This is a genomic window from Catellatospora coxensis (assembly GCF_016862635.1).
Taxonomy (GTDB): Bacteria; Actinomycetota; Actinomycetes; order Mycobacteriales; family Micromonosporaceae; genus Catellatospora; species Catellatospora coxensis.
Genome location: NZ_BONI01000086.1, coordinates 1 through 15,864, shown reverse-complemented (window position 1 = coordinate 15,864; position 15,864 = coordinate 1). Strand labels below are relative to the sequence as shown.

The 15,864-nt window shown below is 73.0% G+C and carries 13 protein-coding genes; 5 read left to right on the top strand and 8 right to left on the bottom strand.

Annotated features, from left to right (window positions below; all coding sequences use genetic code 11):
* The first annotated feature begins 51 nt into the window (after window positions 1–51).
* Window positions 52–1,137, top strand: coding sequence for an S-(hydroxymethyl)mycothiol dehydrogenase (locus tag Cco03nite_RS35130; RefSeq protein WP_203698282.1), 1,086 nt, complete (start codon window positions 52–54; stop codon window positions 1,135–1,137).
* Complete coding sequence (locus tag Cco03nite_RS35125; protein ID WP_203698250.1) at window positions 1,134–1,769, top strand: MBL fold metallo-hydrolase; 636 nt, start codon at window positions 1,134–1,136, stop codon at window positions 1,767–1,769. The genes Cco03nite_RS35130 and Cco03nite_RS35125 overlap by 4 nt, the downstream gene beginning before the upstream one ends.
* A 54-nt stretch (window positions 1,770–1,823) precedes the next feature.
* Here the strand turns inward: Cco03nite_RS35125 and Cco03nite_RS35120 are convergent, their stop codons facing one another.
* The 4 genes from Cco03nite_RS35120 to Cco03nite_RS35105 form a co-directional block, all read right to left on the bottom strand.
* Complete coding sequence (locus tag Cco03nite_RS35120) at window positions 1,824–3,113, bottom strand: cellulose-binding domain-containing protein (RefSeq protein ID WP_203698248.1); 1,290 nt, start codon at window positions 3,111–3,113, stop codon at window positions 1,824–1,826.
* A 169-nt stretch (window positions 3,114–3,282) separates the two neighbouring features.
* The gene (locus tag Cco03nite_RS35115) at window positions 3,283–4,920 is read right to left on the bottom strand and encodes an ABC-F family ATP-binding cassette domain-containing protein (RefSeq protein WP_203698246.1); all 1,638 of its coding nucleotides are present in this window, start codon (window positions 4,918–4,920) and stop codon (window positions 3,283–3,285) included.
* Window positions 4,921–5,100: 180 nt separating this feature from the next.
* Window positions 5,101–5,352, bottom strand: coding sequence for a UBP-type zinc finger domain-containing protein (locus tag Cco03nite_RS35110; RefSeq protein ID WP_203698244.1), 252 nt, complete (start codon window positions 5,350–5,352; stop codon window positions 5,101–5,103).
* A 21-nt stretch (window positions 5,353–5,373) separates the two neighbouring features.
* Window positions 5,374–6,939: a Na+/H+ antiporter gene (locus Cco03nite_RS35105; RefSeq protein WP_203698242.1), complete on the bottom strand. Its 1,566-nt coding sequence runs from the start codon at window positions 6,937–6,939 to the stop codon at window positions 5,374–5,376.
* Window positions 6,940–7,359: 420 nt separating this feature from the next.
* Between Cco03nite_RS35105 and Cco03nite_RS35100 the strand changes: the two genes are divergently transcribed.
* The 3 genes from Cco03nite_RS35100 (at window position 7,360) to Cco03nite_RS35090 (ending at window position 9,905) form a co-directional block, all read left to right on the top strand.
* Window positions 7,360–7,707, top strand: coding sequence for a hypothetical protein (locus Cco03nite_RS35100; RefSeq protein WP_203698241.1), 348 nt, complete (start codon window positions 7,360–7,362; stop codon window positions 7,705–7,707).
* An 82-nt stretch (window positions 7,708–7,789) separates the two neighbouring features.
* Window positions 7,790–9,169, top strand: coding sequence for a serine hydrolase domain-containing protein (locus Cco03nite_RS35095; RefSeq protein ID WP_203698240.1), 1,380 nt, complete (start codon window positions 7,790–7,792; stop codon window positions 9,167–9,169).
* A gap of 10 nt (window positions 9,170–9,179) precedes the next feature.
* Complete coding sequence (locus tag Cco03nite_RS35090; RefSeq protein WP_203698239.1) at window positions 9,180–9,905, top strand: PIG-L deacetylase family protein; 726 nt, start codon at window positions 9,180–9,182, stop codon at window positions 9,903–9,905.
* Window positions 9,906–10,007: 102 nt separating this feature from the next.
* Here Cco03nite_RS35090 and Cco03nite_RS35085 read toward each other — a convergent pair whose 3' ends face one another.
* From Cco03nite_RS35085 to Cco03nite_RS35070, 4 genes are all read right to left on the bottom strand, one after another.
* The gene (locus Cco03nite_RS35085) at window positions 10,008–12,800 is read right to left on the bottom strand and encodes an ATP-binding protein (protein WP_203698238.1); all 2,793 of its coding nucleotides are present in this window, start codon (window positions 12,798–12,800) and stop codon (window positions 10,008–10,010) included.
* A gap of 193 nt (window positions 12,801–12,993) precedes the next feature.
* Window positions 12,994–13,797, bottom strand: coding sequence for a DUF8692 domain-containing protein (locus Cco03nite_RS35080; RefSeq protein ID WP_203698237.1), 804 nt, complete (start codon window positions 13,795–13,797; stop codon window positions 12,994–12,996).
* A gap of 175 nt (window positions 13,798–13,972) precedes the next feature.
* The gene (locus tag Cco03nite_RS35075; protein ID WP_203698236.1) at window positions 13,973–15,370 is read right to left on the bottom strand and encodes a GH1 family beta-glucosidase; all 1,398 of its coding nucleotides are present in this window, start codon (window positions 15,368–15,370) and stop codon (window positions 13,973–13,975) included.
* Window positions 15,367–15,864, bottom strand: a 498-nt coding sequence (locus Cco03nite_RS35070) for a carbohydrate ABC transporter permease (RefSeq protein WP_203698235.1), incomplete at its 5' end; no start/stop codon positions are given. The genes Cco03nite_RS35075 and Cco03nite_RS35070, both read right to left, overlap by 4 nt.

Sequence of the window (15,864 nt, the reverse complement as noted above, 5' to 3'; positions counted from 1 at the left end):
GGTGCACGGGTAACATCCTTGCGTCTGTCCAACGTGCGCAAGGAGGCCACGGTGGTGCACGAGGTCCGCGGAGTCGTCGCCCGCTCGAAGAACGCGCCGGTCAGCATCGAAACGGTGCTGGTGCCCGACCCCGGTCCCGGGGAGGCGCTGGTGAAGGTGCAGGCCTGCGGGGTCTGCCACACCGACCTGCACTACCGGGAGGGCGGCATCAACGACGACTTCCCGTTCCTGCTCGGACACGAGGCCGCCGGCGTGGTGGAGGCCGTCGGCGCGGGCGTGACCGAGGTGGCCCCGGGCGACTACGTCGTCCTGAACTGGCGCGCCGTGTGCGGCCAGTGCCGGGCCTGCCGCAAGGGCAAGCCGTGGTACTGCTTCGCCACGCACAACGCCAAGCAGAAGATGACGCTGGCCGACGGCACCCCGCTGTCGCCCGCGCTGGGCATCGGCGCGTTCATCGAGAAGACGCTGGTCGCCGCCGGGCAGTGCACCAAGGTGGACCCGGCCGCCCCGCCGGAGGTCGCCGGGCTGCTGGGCTGCGGCGTGATGGCCGGCCTGGGCGCGGTGCTGAACACCGGCGCGGTGACCCGCGGCGACACCGTCGCGGTGATCGGCTGCGGCGGCGTCGGCAACGCGGCCATCGCCGGGGCGCGGCTGGCCGGCGCGACCACGATCATCGGCGTCGACCTCGACGAGCGCAAACTCGCCTGGGCGCGGCAGCTCGGCGCGACGCACACCGTCAACGGCGCGCAGGCCGACGTGGTCGAGTCGATCCGGGAGCTGACCGGCGGCTTCGGCGCGGACGTGGTCGTCGACGCGGTCGGCCGCCCGGAGACCTACCGGCAGGCCTTCTACGCCCGGGACCTGGCCGGCACGGTGGTGCTGGTCGGCGTGCCCACCCCGGAGATGACGCTGGAGCTGCCGCTGCTGGACGTGTTCGGCCGCGGCGGTGCGCTCAAGTCCTCCTGGTACGGCGACTGCCTGCCCTCCCGCGACTTCCCCACCCTGCTCGGGCTGTACCTGCAGGGGCGGCTCGACCTGGCGGCGTTCGTGTCCGAGAAGATCGGGCTCGACGACGTCGAGGAGGCGTTCGCCAAGATGGGCCGCGGCGAGGTGCTGCGCTCGGTGGTGATGCTGTGACGGGATCGGCGCGTATCGAGCGGGTGGTCACCTCCGGCACGTTCAGCCTGGACGGCGGCACGTGGGAGGTCGACAACAACGTCTGGCTCATCGGCAACGACAGCGACGTGCTGGTCGTCGACGCGGCGCACGACGCGGCCGCGATCATGGCGGCGGCCGGTGAGCGGCGCGTCGTCGCGATCGTCTGCACCCACGCGCACAACGACCACATCGACGCCGCCCCGGAGCTGGCCCGGCTGAGCGGCGCACCGATCATGCTGCACCCCGACGACCGGGTGCTGTGGGACATGACCCACCCGGGCGTGGTGCCCGACCGGGACCTGACCGACGGCGACTGCCTGTCCGTGGCCGGGGTCGAGCTGTGGGTGCACCACACGCCGGGGCACGCGCCGGGCGCGGTGTGCCTGTACGCGCCGTCGCTGTCGGCGCTGTTCTCCGGGGACACCCTGTTCCAGGGCGGGCCGGGCGCGACCGGCCGGTCCTACAGCGACTTCGGCACCATCATCGGCTCGATCCGCGACCGGCTGCTCGCCCTGCCCGCGGACACAGTCGTGTACACCGGCCACGGCGACACCACCACCATCGGCGCGGAGGCCCCGCACCTGGACGAGTGGCTGGCCCGCGGCCACTGAGCACAGCTCATCCCGTGCGGACGCCCTTGAAACGGGCGTCCGCACGGCGCCGGGTCAGTAGCCCCAGCGGTTCTTCAGATGCCGCCAGAAGTCGCGCAGCATCCACTTGTCGAACTCGGTGATGCTGGTGGCGCTGCCCGCCTTCATGATGAAGCAGCACTGGCCGGTCGGCGTCCAGTCGTAGAAGTCGTCCAGGCCGAAGGTGTGCCCGACTTCATGCAGGAAGATGTGGATGTTCTCGGAGTTCAGCGCGCCGGTGAAGTACTCGCTGCCCATACGCTGGCCCCAGTCGCCGCCCGCGCCGCCGCCGAAGCCGGAGGTCAGCCACAGCGACATGTCGTAGTGGTGCGACGCGCCGCCGGGGCAGCCGCTGTAGTTGCCGTCCTGGTGGAAGAAGCGCCCGCACGGCTCGGAGCACTGCGGCGCGTTCTCCCGGATGTCGTTGACGTAGATGTCGACCGAGTTGTCGGTCCACTCCAGGGTGGCCCGGTCGCGCACGGCCCAGCCGACCACGTTCACCGGCACCTCGGCGTACGGCCAGCCGTTGTGCCCGGCCATGACATCCATCCACTTCTTGAACTGGCGCTTGAGCGCCGCGTGGATCTGGTCGCGCAGCGCCGCGCTGACCCGGGCGCTGGAGTCCCAGCGCACGCAGTAGTTGATCCGCCCACCACCGGCCATGACCTGGTCCCAGCCGTAGTTGCGGAACGTGAGCAGCTGCGGATAGGTGGACTGGTAGTGCGACCAGACCTCGTTGAGCGGCGTGACCAGGTTGCTCGGCGGGTTCCAGCCGCTGGTGGGCGGGCTCGACGGGGACGTCGACGGCCGGGGTGACGCCGACGGTGACGCCGAGGGCGAGGCCGACGGCCGCGGGGACGCCGAGGCCGAGGGCGGCACCGGCGAGGCGGTGGACGGCGTGCCGGTGCAGGCGACGTTGTTCAGCGTGAACGCGGTCGGGATCGGATTCGCGGTGGTCCACGCGCCGTTGAAGCCGATCGTGGTGCTCGCGTTCGTGGCCAGGCTGCCGTTGTAGCCCATGTTGACGGCGGTGACCTGGCTGCCGCTCTGCGTGTAGGTGGCGCTCCAGCCCTGGGTGACGGCCTGGCCCGCGGCCGGGAACGTCCAGCGCAGGGTCCAGGCGGTGAGCGGGTCGCCGAGGTTCTTGATCACGACGTTGCCGGTGAAGCCGCCGCTCCACTGCGAGGGCACGGTGTAGGTGACCTGGCAGCCGGTCACCGCCGCCTGTGCGGCGGTGGTGGCGACGAGGGTCCAGGCGGCCACGGCTGACGCCACGGTCGCGGCGAGCGCCGCGCTCAGGGCACGGCGATGTCTGGTTTGCAGCATGGAGGACTCCGGGGGTGTGGGCGCGCGAACCGCGCCGACGGGTGCGAGGCACGTGGCACGACCGCCCGGTGTCGACGCCACGCATTGACGCGGATCGAGTCCGCTGTCTGGCTCCAGCACACCACGATGCAGGCCGAAAACCTTTTCGGCAACCCGTCGCGGCGCGTCGTCAGCTCGCGGTGACCCGTCCTGACTCGACGGTGAGCATGCGGTTGGTCTGCACGGCCTGCAGCATCTGCCGGTCGTGGGTGACCAGCAGCAGCGTGCCGGTGTACGAGTCCAGCGCCTGCTCCAGCTGCTCGATCGCGGGCAGGTCCAGGTGGTTGGTGGGCTCGTCGAGCACCAGCAGGTTCACTCCCGACGCCTGCAGCAGCGCCAGCGCGGCCCGGGTCCGCTCACCCGGCGACAGCGTCGCGGCGGGACGCAGCACGTGCGCCGCGCGCAGCCCGAACTTGGCCAGCAGGGTGCGCACGTCGCCCGGGGCCAGTGCGGGCACCGCCGACTGGAACGCGTCCACCAGCGGCTGGTGGCCGAGGAAACGGCCCCTGGCCTGGTCGATCTCACCGACGACGACGCCGGGCCCGAGCGAGGCGGTGCCCGCGGCGAGCACGGCCCGGCCGAGCATGGCGCGCAGCAGCGTCGACTTGCCGGAGCCGTTGGGGCCGGTCACGGCGACCCGGTCGGCCCAGTCGATGCGCAGGTCGACGGGCCCGAGCGTGAAGTCGCCCTGGCGTACGACCGCGTTGTTGAGGGTGGCCACGACCGCTCCGGCGCGCGGGGCGGCGGCGATCTGCATGCGCAGCTCCCACTCCTTGCGCGGCTCCTCCACCTCGTCGAGCCGCTCGATCAGGCGCTCGGTCTGCCGGGCCTTGGCGGCCTGCTTCTCCGTCGACTCGGTGCGGAACGCCTTGCCCATCTTGTCGTTGTCGGGCGACTTGCGGCGGGCGTTCTTGACGCCCTTCTCCATCCAGGCGCGCTGCATGCGGGCCCGGGCCAGCAGGTCGTCCTTCTTGTCGGCGTACTCCTCGTAGGCCTCGCGGGCATGCCTGCGGGCGACCTCCCGCTCGGCCAGGTAGGCCTGGTAGCCGCCGCCGTACTGGCGCACCTGCTGCTGGGCGAGGTCGAGTTCGACGACCCGGGTGACGGTGCGGGTCAGGAACTCGCGGTCGTGGCTGACCAGCACGGTGCCCGCGCGCAGCTCGCCGAGGAAGCGCTCCAGCCGGTCCAGGCCGGCCAGGTCGAGGTCGTTGGTCGGCTCGTCCAGCAGGAAGATGTCGTACCGGCTGAGCAGCAGCGACGCCATGCCCGCGCGGGCGGCCTGGCCGCCGGACAGCGCCGTCATCGGGTGGTCGAGGTCGACGTCGAGGCCCAGTTCCGCGGCGACCGCCTCGGCCCGCTCGGGCAGGTCGGCGCCGCCGAGTTCGAGCCAGCGCTCCAGGGCCTCGCCGTAGCGGTCGTCGGCCCCGTCCGCGCCCTCGGCCAGCGCCGCCGCCGCGTCGTCCATCTCCTGCTGGGCCCGCGCGACGCCGGTGCGGCGGGCCAGGAAGTCGCGCACCGTCTCGGCGGGACGCCGCTCCGGCTCCTGCGGCAGCAGCCCGACGTTGGCGGTCGGCGGGTTGAGGGTGACGCCGCCCTGCTCGGGCACGGCCAGGCCGGCGAGCAGGCGCAGCAGCGTGGACTTGCCGGCCCCGTTGACGCCGACCAGCCCGACCACCTCACCGGGCGCGACGACCAGGTCGAGGTCGCTGAACAGGACCCGCTCGCCGTGCCCGGCCGACAGCCCCCGGGCCACCAAAGTCGCGCTCATGCCTGTTCCTCGCTCCGCTCGTCACAGACATGTCCCGAACCCATGATTCGCTCGCGTGGCTCGCTCATGCCTGCTCCTCGCTCCGCTCGTCACAGACATGTCCCGAACCCATGCCTCGCTCCCGCTCACCGCGAAAGCGTATCCGCCGCCCCGGTCACCGGCCCCGACCGGGCACGGGGCTCAGCCCACGACCTCGTGCAGGTAGCACCAGCGCCAGTCCTCGCCGGGCTCGAAGGACTGGATGACCGGGTGCCCGGCCTCGTGGAAGTGCGCGGTGGCGTGCTTGTGCGGAGACGAGTCGCAGCAGCCGATGTGCCCGCAGGTCAGGCAGCGGCGCAGGTGCACCCAGGTGGTGCCGTCGCGCAGGCACTCCTCGCAGCCGTCGGCACGGGCCGCCGGGTCGTCGGCGGTCTTCAGATCCTCACAACTCATGCCCGCTCCTCGTTCATACCGTCAGTCCATCCGTTCCAGCATCGACTCTTCCAGGTCCATGTCACGTTGCGCCCGTACGAGCACGTCCTCCGGAATCCGGCCCGCGTCGCGGGCCGCGCGGAACACGGCCCGCTCGGCCTCCAGCATCTCCCGGCGCAGCCGCACGTAGACGGCGGATGGCGTTTCCCGGTCGGCGCCCAGCCGCTCCCACACCGCGTTGGAGCGGCGCTCGGTCAGGGCGCGCAGCTTGTCCACGACGTCCGGCGAGGCGGTGTCGGCGAGGCTCTCCAGCCGCTCGCGGGCGGCCTTGCTGGCCTGCTGCTGCGCCTGCGCCTCGGCGAGGATGTCGCGGGTCGGATCGTCGGCCTGGACCTTCAGCATCCGGGCCACCATCGGCAGGGTCATGCCCTGCAGCACCAGGGTGCCGACGATGACCGCGAAGGCCAGCCAGACGAACAGCGCCCGCGGGTACGGCATGCCGCCCGCGAGCATGGCCGGCAGCGCCAGGGCGGTGGCCAGGGTGACCACGCCGCGCATGCCGGCCCAGGAGATCACGGTCGCCCCGGTGAAGTCGATGCCGGTGCCGTGGCGGCGCACCATGGGCAGCAACCGGACCAGGTACGCGACCGGGTACATCCAGGCGAACCGCGCGATGATCACGGTCGCGAGCACTGCCAGGGTCAGCCCCGCCACCTCGGCGAAGGGGGTGTTCAGGTCGGCCAGGACCTCTCGCAGTTGCAGGCCGACGAGCAGGAACACCAGGCCTTCCAGCATGAAGGTGACCATGCGCCAGAACGCGCCCATCTGCAGGCGCGACGCCGCCGACATCAGCGTCGGCATGCGGTGGCCCAGGTAGAGGCCGGCCACGACGACCGCGACCACGGCCGAGGCGTGCACGACCTCCGCGACCACGGTCACCGCGAACGGGGTGAGCAGCGAGATCGAGTTGTCGATCAGCGGGTCGCGGGTGCGCCGGTGCAGGAACGCGGCGGTGAGCGCGCCCAGCGCGCCGACCAGCACGCCGCCGCCGGCCGCCAGCATCACCTGCTGGGCCACGGCCATCGGGCCGACCGCGGTGCCGATCGCGACCGCGACCGTGACCCGGAAGAACACCAGCGCGGTGGCGTCGTTGAGCAGGCTCTCGCCCTCGAGGATGGTCACCAGCCGGCGGGGCAGGCCGATGCGCCTGGCGATGGCGGTGGCCGCGACGGCGTCCGGCGGCGCGACGACCGCGCCGAGCGCCAGGCAGGCGGCGAGCGGCACCTGGGGCAGCAGCGCGTGCACGAGCAGGCCGACGGCGACCGCGGTGAAGATGACCAGGCCGACGGCGAGCAGCAGGATCGAGCGCAGGTTGTGCCGGAACGCCGGCACGGAGGTCTCCAGCGCGGCGACGTACAGCAGCGGCGGCAGGACGCCGATCAGCACGACCTCGGGCTCCAGCACGACGACCGGGAACCCGGGGATCAGGGCGAGGGCGAGCCCGACCACCACCAGCACGATCGGGTTGAGCAGGTTGTACCGGCGCGACAGCGCGGACACCGCGACGACGATCACGGTCAGCACGACCGCCACCACGAGGGCATTCACGTGTCAGAGCCTATGGCGCGACAGGCCCCGGCACGCATATGTCCACGGTCACCGCGCCCATCCGGCGCGAACGGGCACGAATCTCCCCTGCTGACAGCCTCGCGGCCGGCCCTGACCGGCCGGTAGGTAAGATTTCCCTCCCACGGTATGAGAAACATGCGCTAGGTCGCATGGGTTCATCTGATGTTCATCCTTCCCTGCCGCCCGGTCAGGCAACCCGGTGCGCCGCCCGGTTACCGCCCCCGATGGGCGTTCTACCTGCCGGTCGGTAGGCAGGCTAAATGAACTCCCGGTGAAAGCACCCCTGACCTGCCGCCCGGCAAGGCGTTTGCCCAGTTCACGGCGTTGACCAGGTCTCACCGGCGGAGGTTTGATCGGCCTGTTCCGCTTGATCAGCCATCGTTGGGAGGAGGGTGTTCGATGCAGGAGACCGCTCGTGCCATCGGCCACCGGCTGCGGATCACCACCACCATGTTCAGCCTGATGCTGTTCCTGGTCGCCGGGCTCACCGTCATGGCGCAACCGCAGCGGGCGTCGGCCGCGCCGCTCACCGAACCGGTTTCGGTGTCCATGCAGGATCCGGCCACGTCCGCACTGGACGGCGGCAAGCGCTGCTGGAAGCAGACCTACCGCTGGCACCACCGCACGTACAAGAAGTGGGTCTGCAAGTACAGCCACCACTACAAGAAGCACCACAAGAAGAACTACCACCACAAGAACTACCACCACCACGGCAACAACCACCACGGGTACGACAACCACCGTTGAGGATCACCCGTCCCGGGCCGGCGGCCCCGACCGCCGGCCCACCCGTGCCCCGCGGACCCCGCCACGGTGGCACGATGACCGGATGCCTGACATGGAACTGCTGCCGGCCACCAGCCGCGCCCTGCTGCACCGCCTCGCCACCGCCCAGGCCGAGGGCCGGGTGCCGTCGCTGGTCGGGGCCGTCGTCCGGGACGGCGCACCGGTGTGGACCCACGGCCGCGGCCTCGTCGGCGGGCAGCCCCCGACCGCCGACACGCAGTACCGCATCGGCTCGCTGACCAAGACCTTCGTCGCGGTGCTGGTCATGCGCCTGCGCGACGAGGGCCGCCTCGACCTGGCCGACCCGCTGGGCGGGCACCTGCCCGCGGCGCCCGCGGCCGCCGCCGGGCTGACCGTCGCCCAGCTGCTCGCGCACACCGGCGGCCTGCCATCGGAGACCCCGGCCCCGTGGTGGGAGCGCACCGACGGCGGCGTACGCCCCGAGCTGGCGGACCTGCTCGACGACAGCCCGGTCAAGCACCCCGCCGGGCGGGTCTTCCACTACTCGAACCCGGGCTTCGCGCTGCTCGGCGCGCTCGTCGAACAGCTGCGCGGCAAGCCGCTGGAGCAGGTGCTCGCCGAGGAGATCCTCGGCCCGCTGGGCATGACCCGCACCTCGCTGCTGCCGCGGGCCCCGCACGCCGACGGCTGGGCCGTGCACCCGTGGGCCGACGTGCTGCTGCCCGAGCCCGCCACCGACACCGGCCGGATGGCCCCGGCCGGGCAGCTGTGGTCCACGATCGAGGACCTGTGCCGCTTCGCCGCGTTCCTGGGCGCGGGCGACCCGGCGGTGCTGCCCGAGGCGAGCCTGGCGCAGATGCGCGTCCCGGCGTCGCCGCTCGACGGCCCCGTCTGGGACCTGACCTACGGCCTGGGCATGCAGCTCAAGAACGACGGCGGCCGGCTGCTGTCCGGGCACACCGGCTCGATGCCCGGCTTCCTGTGCACGCTGTGGGTCAGCCCCGCCGACCGGCTGGGCGGCGTCGTGCTGACGAATGCGACCTCGGGGGTCTCCATCGGAGCGCTGGCCGCCGACCTGGTGCGCATCACCGCCGAGCACGAGCCCCGCATCCCGGACCCGTGGACCCCGCTGGAGACCTACGACCCGGCGCTGCTGGAACTGGCCGGACCCTGGTACTGGGGACCGGCCCCGGCGCTGATCCGGCTGCGCGCCGACGGCGACCTGGAGTTCGGGCCGCTGGCCGGGGCGGGGCGCAGTTCCCGGATGAAGGCCCAGGGCGACGGGAGCTGGCTCGGGCTGGAGGGTTACTACGCGGGCGAGACACTGCGTGCGGTGCGCGACGCCGCGGGCGCGGTGACCCATCTGGACCTGGGCAGTTTCGTGCTCACCCGGCAGCCGTACGGTTCGGACACCGTCCCCGGCGGCGTCGACCCGCTGGGCTGGCGCGGCGGCCCCGCGTAGGGTCGGGGACATGGATCAGCTGGAACCGCTGCCGACGGACTGGACCCGCGCGCTCGCCATCGCCGCCCACCCCGACGACCTCGAGTACGGGGTGTCCGGCGCGGTGGCCGGGTGGACCGCGGCCGGCAAGGACGTGCGATACGCCCTGGTCACCCGCGGCGAGGCCGGCATCGAGACCCTCCCGCCCGAGGAGTGCGGGCCGCTGCGCGAGGCCGAGCAGCGCGCCGCGTGCGCTGAGGTCGGCGTGTCCGAGCTGGAGTTCCTCGGCCACGCCGACGGCGTCGTCGAGTACGGCCTGGCCCTGCGCCGGGATCTGGCCGCGGCGATCCGCCGCCACACGCCCGACCTGGTGGTCACCGCGAACTTCCACGACACCTGGCCCGGTGGCGGCTGGAACTCCCCCGACCACCGCAACGTGGGCCGGGCGGTCCTGGACGCGGTCGGCGACGCGGGCAACCGGTGGATCTTCCCGGAGCTGGTGGCGCAGGGGCTGGCCCCGTGGGGCGGCGTGCGCTACGTCGCCGTCGGCGGCTCGCCGCAGGCCACCCACGCCGTCGACATCACCGACACGCTGGACCGGGCCGTGGCGTCCCTCGACGCGCACCACGCGTACCTGGCCGCGCTCGGCGAGCACCCGATGGCCGACACCCGCGGTTTCCTGGAGTGGATGGCCGACCTCACCGCGCCGCGTTTCGGCGGGCGGCGCGCGGCGGCCTTCGAGCTGTACCGGATGTGACGGCCCGTCCCGGTCGCCCACCGCGACCGGGACGGGCCGCACAGGCGCTTCACCGGCCGACGGAGCCGGGCCGCGGGTCTGCCCACGGGGTGAGGTGAACCGTCACGGCTGACCCTGGCGCTGGCTCGCGGCGACGGCCAGCTCGACGCGCGAGGTCACGCCGAGTTTGGCCAGGATGCTCGACACGTGCGACTGCACGGTGCGCCGGGACAGGAACAGCTGCGCGGCGACGTCCGGATTGGACATGCCGGTCGCGACCAGCTCGGCCACGGTGCGCTCGGTGTCGGTGAGCGCGTCCCAGCCGTGTTTGGGCCGACCGCGGCGGCCGCGCGCCCCGTCGCGCACCCCGGCGTCGCGCAGCCGGGCACGAGCTCGGGCCGTGTCCCAGCCGGCCTCCAGGCGGCCGTAGCCGTCCAGCGCCTGCTTCAGCGCCTCCCGGGCGCCCGCCTGGTCACCGGCGGCGGCGAGGGCCAGCGCGGCCGACTCGTGCGCGTACGCCTCGTACAGCGGCCAGCCCGCCTGCCGGAACGCGTCGGCGGCGGCACGCATCGGCGCGACGCCGCCCTCGGCGAGACCGCGGCAGTACGCGGCGCAGCCGGCCAGGCTCGGCGTGGGCTGCACCGCGGCGATCGTGTGCAGGTCGTCGGCGAGCGCACGTACCGCCCCGGACCCGCCGGCGGCGGCGGTGGTCCGGGCCAGGTCCGGGCAGACCCGGTACATCATGCGCCGGCCCTCCAGCCCGTCGGCCTGCTCCCACATCGGCCGCAGCAGCCCGGCGGCGTGTTTCGGGTCGCCCTGCGCCTCGGCAGCCAGCGCCTGCGCCCAGCGGACCAGGTAGCGGCCGTCGGCCTCCCCGGCGTCGGCGGGCAGCTCGGCGCCCGGGGCGTCACCGCGGTGCACGGCGATCAGGTCCGCCATCGCCAGCAGCCGCGGCGCGTGCCCGAGCGGGTCCGGCCCGTCCAGGCCGCTGCGCACCTCGGCCAGCGCGTCGTCCCAGTGCCCCTGCAGGAAGAGGGTGTGCGCGCGCACCGCGTGGGCGGTCGTCAGGAACACGCCGCCGGTCCGCTGGTTGTGGCGCACCGCGGTCGCGGCGGCCTCGGCGGCCTCGGCGAGCCGGTCCAGTTCCAGCAGGCAGAGGCCCTTCAGCACGTACGGGTCGACCTGCAGGTCCGGCCGGATGCCGTGGCCGAGGTGGGCCAGGGCCAGCTCGGTCAGCGCCAGCGACGCGGCCATGTCGTCCTTGGCCAGCCCGACGGCCTTGGCGAGGTAGCCGATCCCGATCGCCTCGGCGTCGCCGGCCGCCTCCCCGTCCGCGACGGCGCGGTCGGCGACCACCACCGCCTCGTCGAACCGGTCCAGCAGGAACAGGCAGGTCGCGGCGATGCCGCGGAAGCGCGCGGCCTGCCCGACCGACGTGTAGGGCGAGTCCACCGCCGGCCCGGCGGCGTCGATCGCCTCCTGCACCCGTCCCTGCCGGTAGCAGGCCTGCACCAGCAGCCAGCGCAGGTCCGGCGCCCAGGCGGCGTCGCCGTCGGCGGACAGCACCTCGCGGGCGAGACGTTCGGCCTGCGCGGGCTCGCCGTCCCAGAGCAGAGCCCGCACCAGGTGGGTACGCAGCACCGGGCTCGCCTCGGCCGGGTCCGCGGTGGCCCGGCGCAGCAGCCGCACCGCCAGGTCGGGGGCGCGAACGGTCAGCGCGTCGGCGTGCGCGGCCAGCCAGCCCAGGCCGTCCTCGCCGAGCGCGCCGCCGGCCAGCAGGTGCGCGGCGACCCGCTCGGGCGCGCCGTCCCGGCCGGTCAGCATCCGGCCCGCGCGCTGGTGCAGGGCGGTCCGCACCGACTGCGGCACGCTGCGGTCGAGCAGCTCGCGGGTCAGCCCCTGGCGGAAGCGCAGGCCGTGCCCGTCGTCGACGAGCAGGCCCGTGCCGAGGGCGTCGGCGATCACCTCGGACACCGCCATCAGCGGCTGCTCCAGCACGGTGGACAGCTCGGCGACGTCCACGGTCTGCCCGAGCACCGCGGCGGCCTGCAGGGTCTCCCGGTACTCCCGCGGCATCTGGGCGGCCTGGCCGCGGGCCAGCTCGATCAGCGACTGCGGCACGGCGGGCGGGTCGGCGGAGCCGGCGAGGTCGGCCGCACCGTCGGCGACCTGGATCAGCCCGTCCGCGCGGTACGCCCGCAGCAAGGTCTTGACGTGCAGCGGGTTGCCGCCGTGGGCGCGCAGCAGCCGGCGCAGGCGCTGACCGGGCTGCGCACCGAGCTGTGCGCGGGCGAGCGCGACGACCGCGGGCTCGGGCAGCGGCTCCAGTCGCAGCTCCAGCGCGCCCCGGGCGAGCAGGCCGCGCTGCAGGGCGGTCAGCGCCTCGCCCGGGGCCATCGCGCGGGCGGCGACGACGAGCAGCAACGGCACCTGGGCGATGTCGCGGGCGAGCCGATGCAGCAGCACCATGCTGGACGCGTCGGCCCACTGGGCGTCGTCGAGCAGGATGGCGACCGGGCCACGGCTGAGCCAGCGGTCGGCCAGCGCCAGCAGCTCCTCGGTGACCGCGAGTTCGTGGTGGACCGCAGTGACGCTGCGGGCCAGCGCGTCGCGGCCGCGCAGCAGGGCGGTGACGCGGTCGAGGTCGTCGTCGCGGCCCAGGTGCGCCCGCGCGACGGCGGACACGGCGGCGAAGGGCAGGCGCTGCTCGACGTCGGCGGCCGCACCGTGCAGCACCCGCATGCCCAGTGCCGCGCAGTCCTCGGCGAGGTGGTCCAGCAGGGTGGACTTGCCCAGCCCGATCGACCCTTCCAGGATCACCGCGTTGCCGTGCCCGGCGGCGGCCCGCCGCGCGGCGGCGCACAGCTGCTCGCGCTCCGCGGTCCGGTCCACGAGGTCCGACCGATCGGCCTCCACGTGATCAAGGGTAATGGCCGCCCCGCCATCACATCCCCGATCACCCCGCCCGCACCCCCCGCACCGCCCACCGCACCGCCCACCGCCCACCCCCCCCCGTCATCGACATTGGCCTATCTCATCGAAATATCCGCCCACGGATTCGATGAGATAGGCCAATGTCTATTAAAAACGAGGCGGGCGAGACGGCCGCTCAGCGCGCGGCGGTGTCCCCGCGCCGGCCGGCACCGGCGGCGACCGGCTGGCGGCGGGACCGCGCGGCGGCCAGCTGCACCGGCGCGCCGGGTGCGGCCTGCGCGTCCTGCTGCTGGCGCTCGTACAGGTAGGAGGACATGGCGTAGAAGAAGGTGATGACGCCGAGCATCTCGCACAGCTCCTCGACGGACGCCGCGAGCAGGTATTCCATGTACCCGACGCCGGGCGCGACGTTGCCGCTGACGTCCCGGCCGACGAACGCCCCGACGATCTCCATGCCGACCGCGCCGAGCACGAACAGCGCCCCGCCGCCCGACACCAGCAGGCGGGTGCGCACCGGCAGGTGGAACAGGAACTTCAGGTACGACACGCAGAAGACCAGCACGAACGGCGAGGCGACCACGATCCAGGACAGGTAGGACGCCTTGCCCAGGTTCACCAGGCCCATCTTGCGGCTCATCTCGTGCATCTGCGTGATCTCGTCCATGGACAGGAACGCGAACACGACCGACAGGATCCGCCAGTGCTTGGCGTACTTCTCCCCGCGCGCGCTGACGTTGTTCGCGATCTCCCACAGCACGTACGCGGCGAGCAGCAGCAGGGCGCCGGAGAACCAGGTCGGGAGGTTCTTCTCCTTGTCCACGTTGAAGAACGTGGTCCACCAGGCGAACGCGGGGATCACGTTGTGATGGCCCAGCCCGTGGTAGAGATAGTTGCCGCCGAGGCTGAGCACGTGCAGGCCGGCGACGAAGCACAGCAGGAAGCGCACGAGCGTGCGGGGAGTCGGCAGGTTGATTCTCATCGCGGGCCCTATTCGACGGTGGACCGCCCGGTGCGGACCGGGAGGCATGGCTGCCGAATATAACGGTCGAAATCGCCCAAACGATTCTTGACTTCGCAGAATTCATGCCGCTACACACCGGGGCGCGGCCCGGCTCCCGCCGTGACCGCGCCCCGAGTGTCGCGAACCGGCCCCGTCAGGTCAGGCCGTTGCGGCCGATGACCTCGGCGTACCAGTGGGCGCTGTCCTTGGGCAGGCGGCGCTGGGTGGCGTAGTCGACGTGCACCAGCCCGAAGCGCTTGCCGTAGCCGTACCCCCACTCGTAGTTGTCCAGCAGCGACCAGGCGAGGTATCCGCGCAGGTCGGCACCGCCCTCGATGGCGGCGTGCGCCGCCCGCAGGTGCCCGTCGAGGTACGCGATGCGCTCCTCGTCGGCCACCCGGTCGCCCTCCACCACGTCGGTGTAGGCCGCGCCGTTCTCGGTGACCATCAGCGGCACGCCCGGGTAGTCCGCCGCCAGCCGCAGCAGCAGCTCGGACAGCCCGGTCGGGTCCACCGGCCAGTCCATCGCCGTCACCGGCGCGCTCTGGGTCACGAACTCGACGCCCTCGCTGCCCGGGTGCGCCTCGCCGCTGTGCGCGCCGACCTGGGCCCGGACCAGCGCCGGCTGGTAGTAGTTCACGCCCAGCAGGTCGATCGGGGCGGCGATGAGCGCCTCGTCGCCGGGCTGGATCACCCCCGCCGCGCCGAACCGCTCGAACAGCGCGAGCATGTCCTGCGGGTACTGCCCGCGCAGCGCCGGGTCCAGGAACAGCCGGTTCTGCAGCCCGTCGATGAGCCGGGCCGCGGCCTGGTCGTGCGGGTCGGCGGGGCTGAGCGGCCGGACGTCGGTGAGGTTGAGCGTCAGCGACACCTCCCGCGCTCCCCCGGCCCGCAGCGCCCGCGCCGCCAGGCCGTGCCCGAGCATCAGGTGGTGCACCGCCTCGAACGCGGCCCGCGGGTCCTGGCGGCCCGGCGCGTGCACGCCGCTGCCGTAGCCCAGGAACGACGAGCACCACGGCTCGTTGAGCGTGGTCCAGGTCGCGACCCGGTCGCCGAGCCGCGCGATCGTGGCGGTGGCGAGGTCGGCCAGGTAGTACGCCGTGTCTCGGTTGGTCCAGCCGCCCCGGTCTTCCAGGACCTGCGGCAGATCCCAGTGGTAGAGCGTGACCATCGGGTCGATGCCGTTGGCCAGCAGCTCGTCCACGAGGCGGTCGTAGAAGTCGAGGCCGCGCGGGTTGACCGGGCCGGAGCCGTCGGGTTTGATGCGCGGCCAGGCGACCGAGAACCGGTAGGTGCCCAGCCCGAGCCGCTTCATCAGCGCGACGTCGTCGCGGTAGCGGAAGTAGTGCTCGCAGGCGACGTCACCGGAGTGGCCCTCGAAGACCTTGCCCGGGGTACGGGCGAAGGTGTCCCAGATGGACGGCATGCGCCCGTCGTCGGCCGCCGCCCCCTCGATCTGGTAGGACGCGGTCGCCGCGCCCCAGCGGAACCCGGCCGGGAAGCGCACCGGCGCGGCCCCGGTCAGCTGCTCCTCGGTGGTGGCCAGCGTCATGACTTCACCGCTCCCTGCATGATGCCGCCGATGATGTACTTGCCGAGCAGCGCGAACACGACCACCAGCGGGATCGTCGCGATGGCCGTGCCGGTCAGCGACAGCGAGTAGTCCTGGATGTAGCCGCTGGCCAGGGTGGACAGCGCGGTCTGTACGGTCGGGTCCTCGGGGGTGAGCACGACCAGCGGCCAGAAGAAGTCGTTCCAGGCCCCCATGAACGTGAGCATGCCCAGCACCGCCGCGGCGGGCTTGGACGCGGGCAGCACCACGTGCCAGAAGATGCGCAGCGTGTGGCAGCCGTCGACGCGCGCGGCCTCGATCAGCTCGCTCGGCACCGCTTCGCGCAGGAACTGGGTCATGAAGAACACGCCGAACGCGGTGACCAGGCCGGGCGCGACGACGGCGTACATGGTGCCGGTCCACTCGATCTTGGCCATCAGCATGTACAGCGGGATGATGCCGAGCTGCGTCGGGACCATCATGGTCGCGATGAG

What these genes read in the sequence shown, in the direction of transcription:
- Cco03nite_RS35075 (WP_203698236.1), bottom strand. Translation starts at nt 15,370, where the DNA reads ATGACGCTGGCCACCACCGAGGAGCAGCTGACCGGGGCCGCGCCGGTG.
- Cco03nite_RS35110 (WP_203698244.1), bottom strand. Translation starts at nt 5,352, where the DNA reads ATGAGTTGTGAGGATCTGAAGACCGCCGACGACCCGGCGGCCCGTGCC.
- Cco03nite_RS35115 (WP_203698246.1), bottom strand. Translation starts at nt 4,920, where the DNA reads ATGAGCGCGACTTTGGTGGCCCGGGGGCTGTCGGCCGGGCACGGCGAG.
- Cco03nite_RS35090 (WP_203698239.1), top strand. Translation starts at nt 9,180, where the DNA reads ATGGATCAGCTGGAACCGCTGCCGACGGACTGGACCCGCGCGCTCGCC.
- Cco03nite_RS35100 (WP_203698241.1), top strand. Translation starts at nt 7,360, where the DNA reads ATGCAGGAGACCGCTCGTGCCATCGGCCACCGGCTGCGGATCACCACC.
- Cco03nite_RS35080 (WP_203698237.1), bottom strand. Translation starts at nt 13,797, where the DNA reads ATGAGAATCAACCTGCCGACTCCCCGCACGCTCGTGCGCTTCCTGCTG.
- Cco03nite_RS35095 (WP_203698240.1), top strand. Translation starts at nt 7,790, where the DNA reads ATGCCTGACATGGAACTGCTGCCGGCCACCAGCCGCGCCCTGCTGCAC.
- Cco03nite_RS35120 (WP_203698248.1), bottom strand. Translation starts at nt 3,113, where the DNA reads ATGCTGCAAACCAGACATCGCCGTGCCCTGAGCGCGGCGCTCGCCGCG.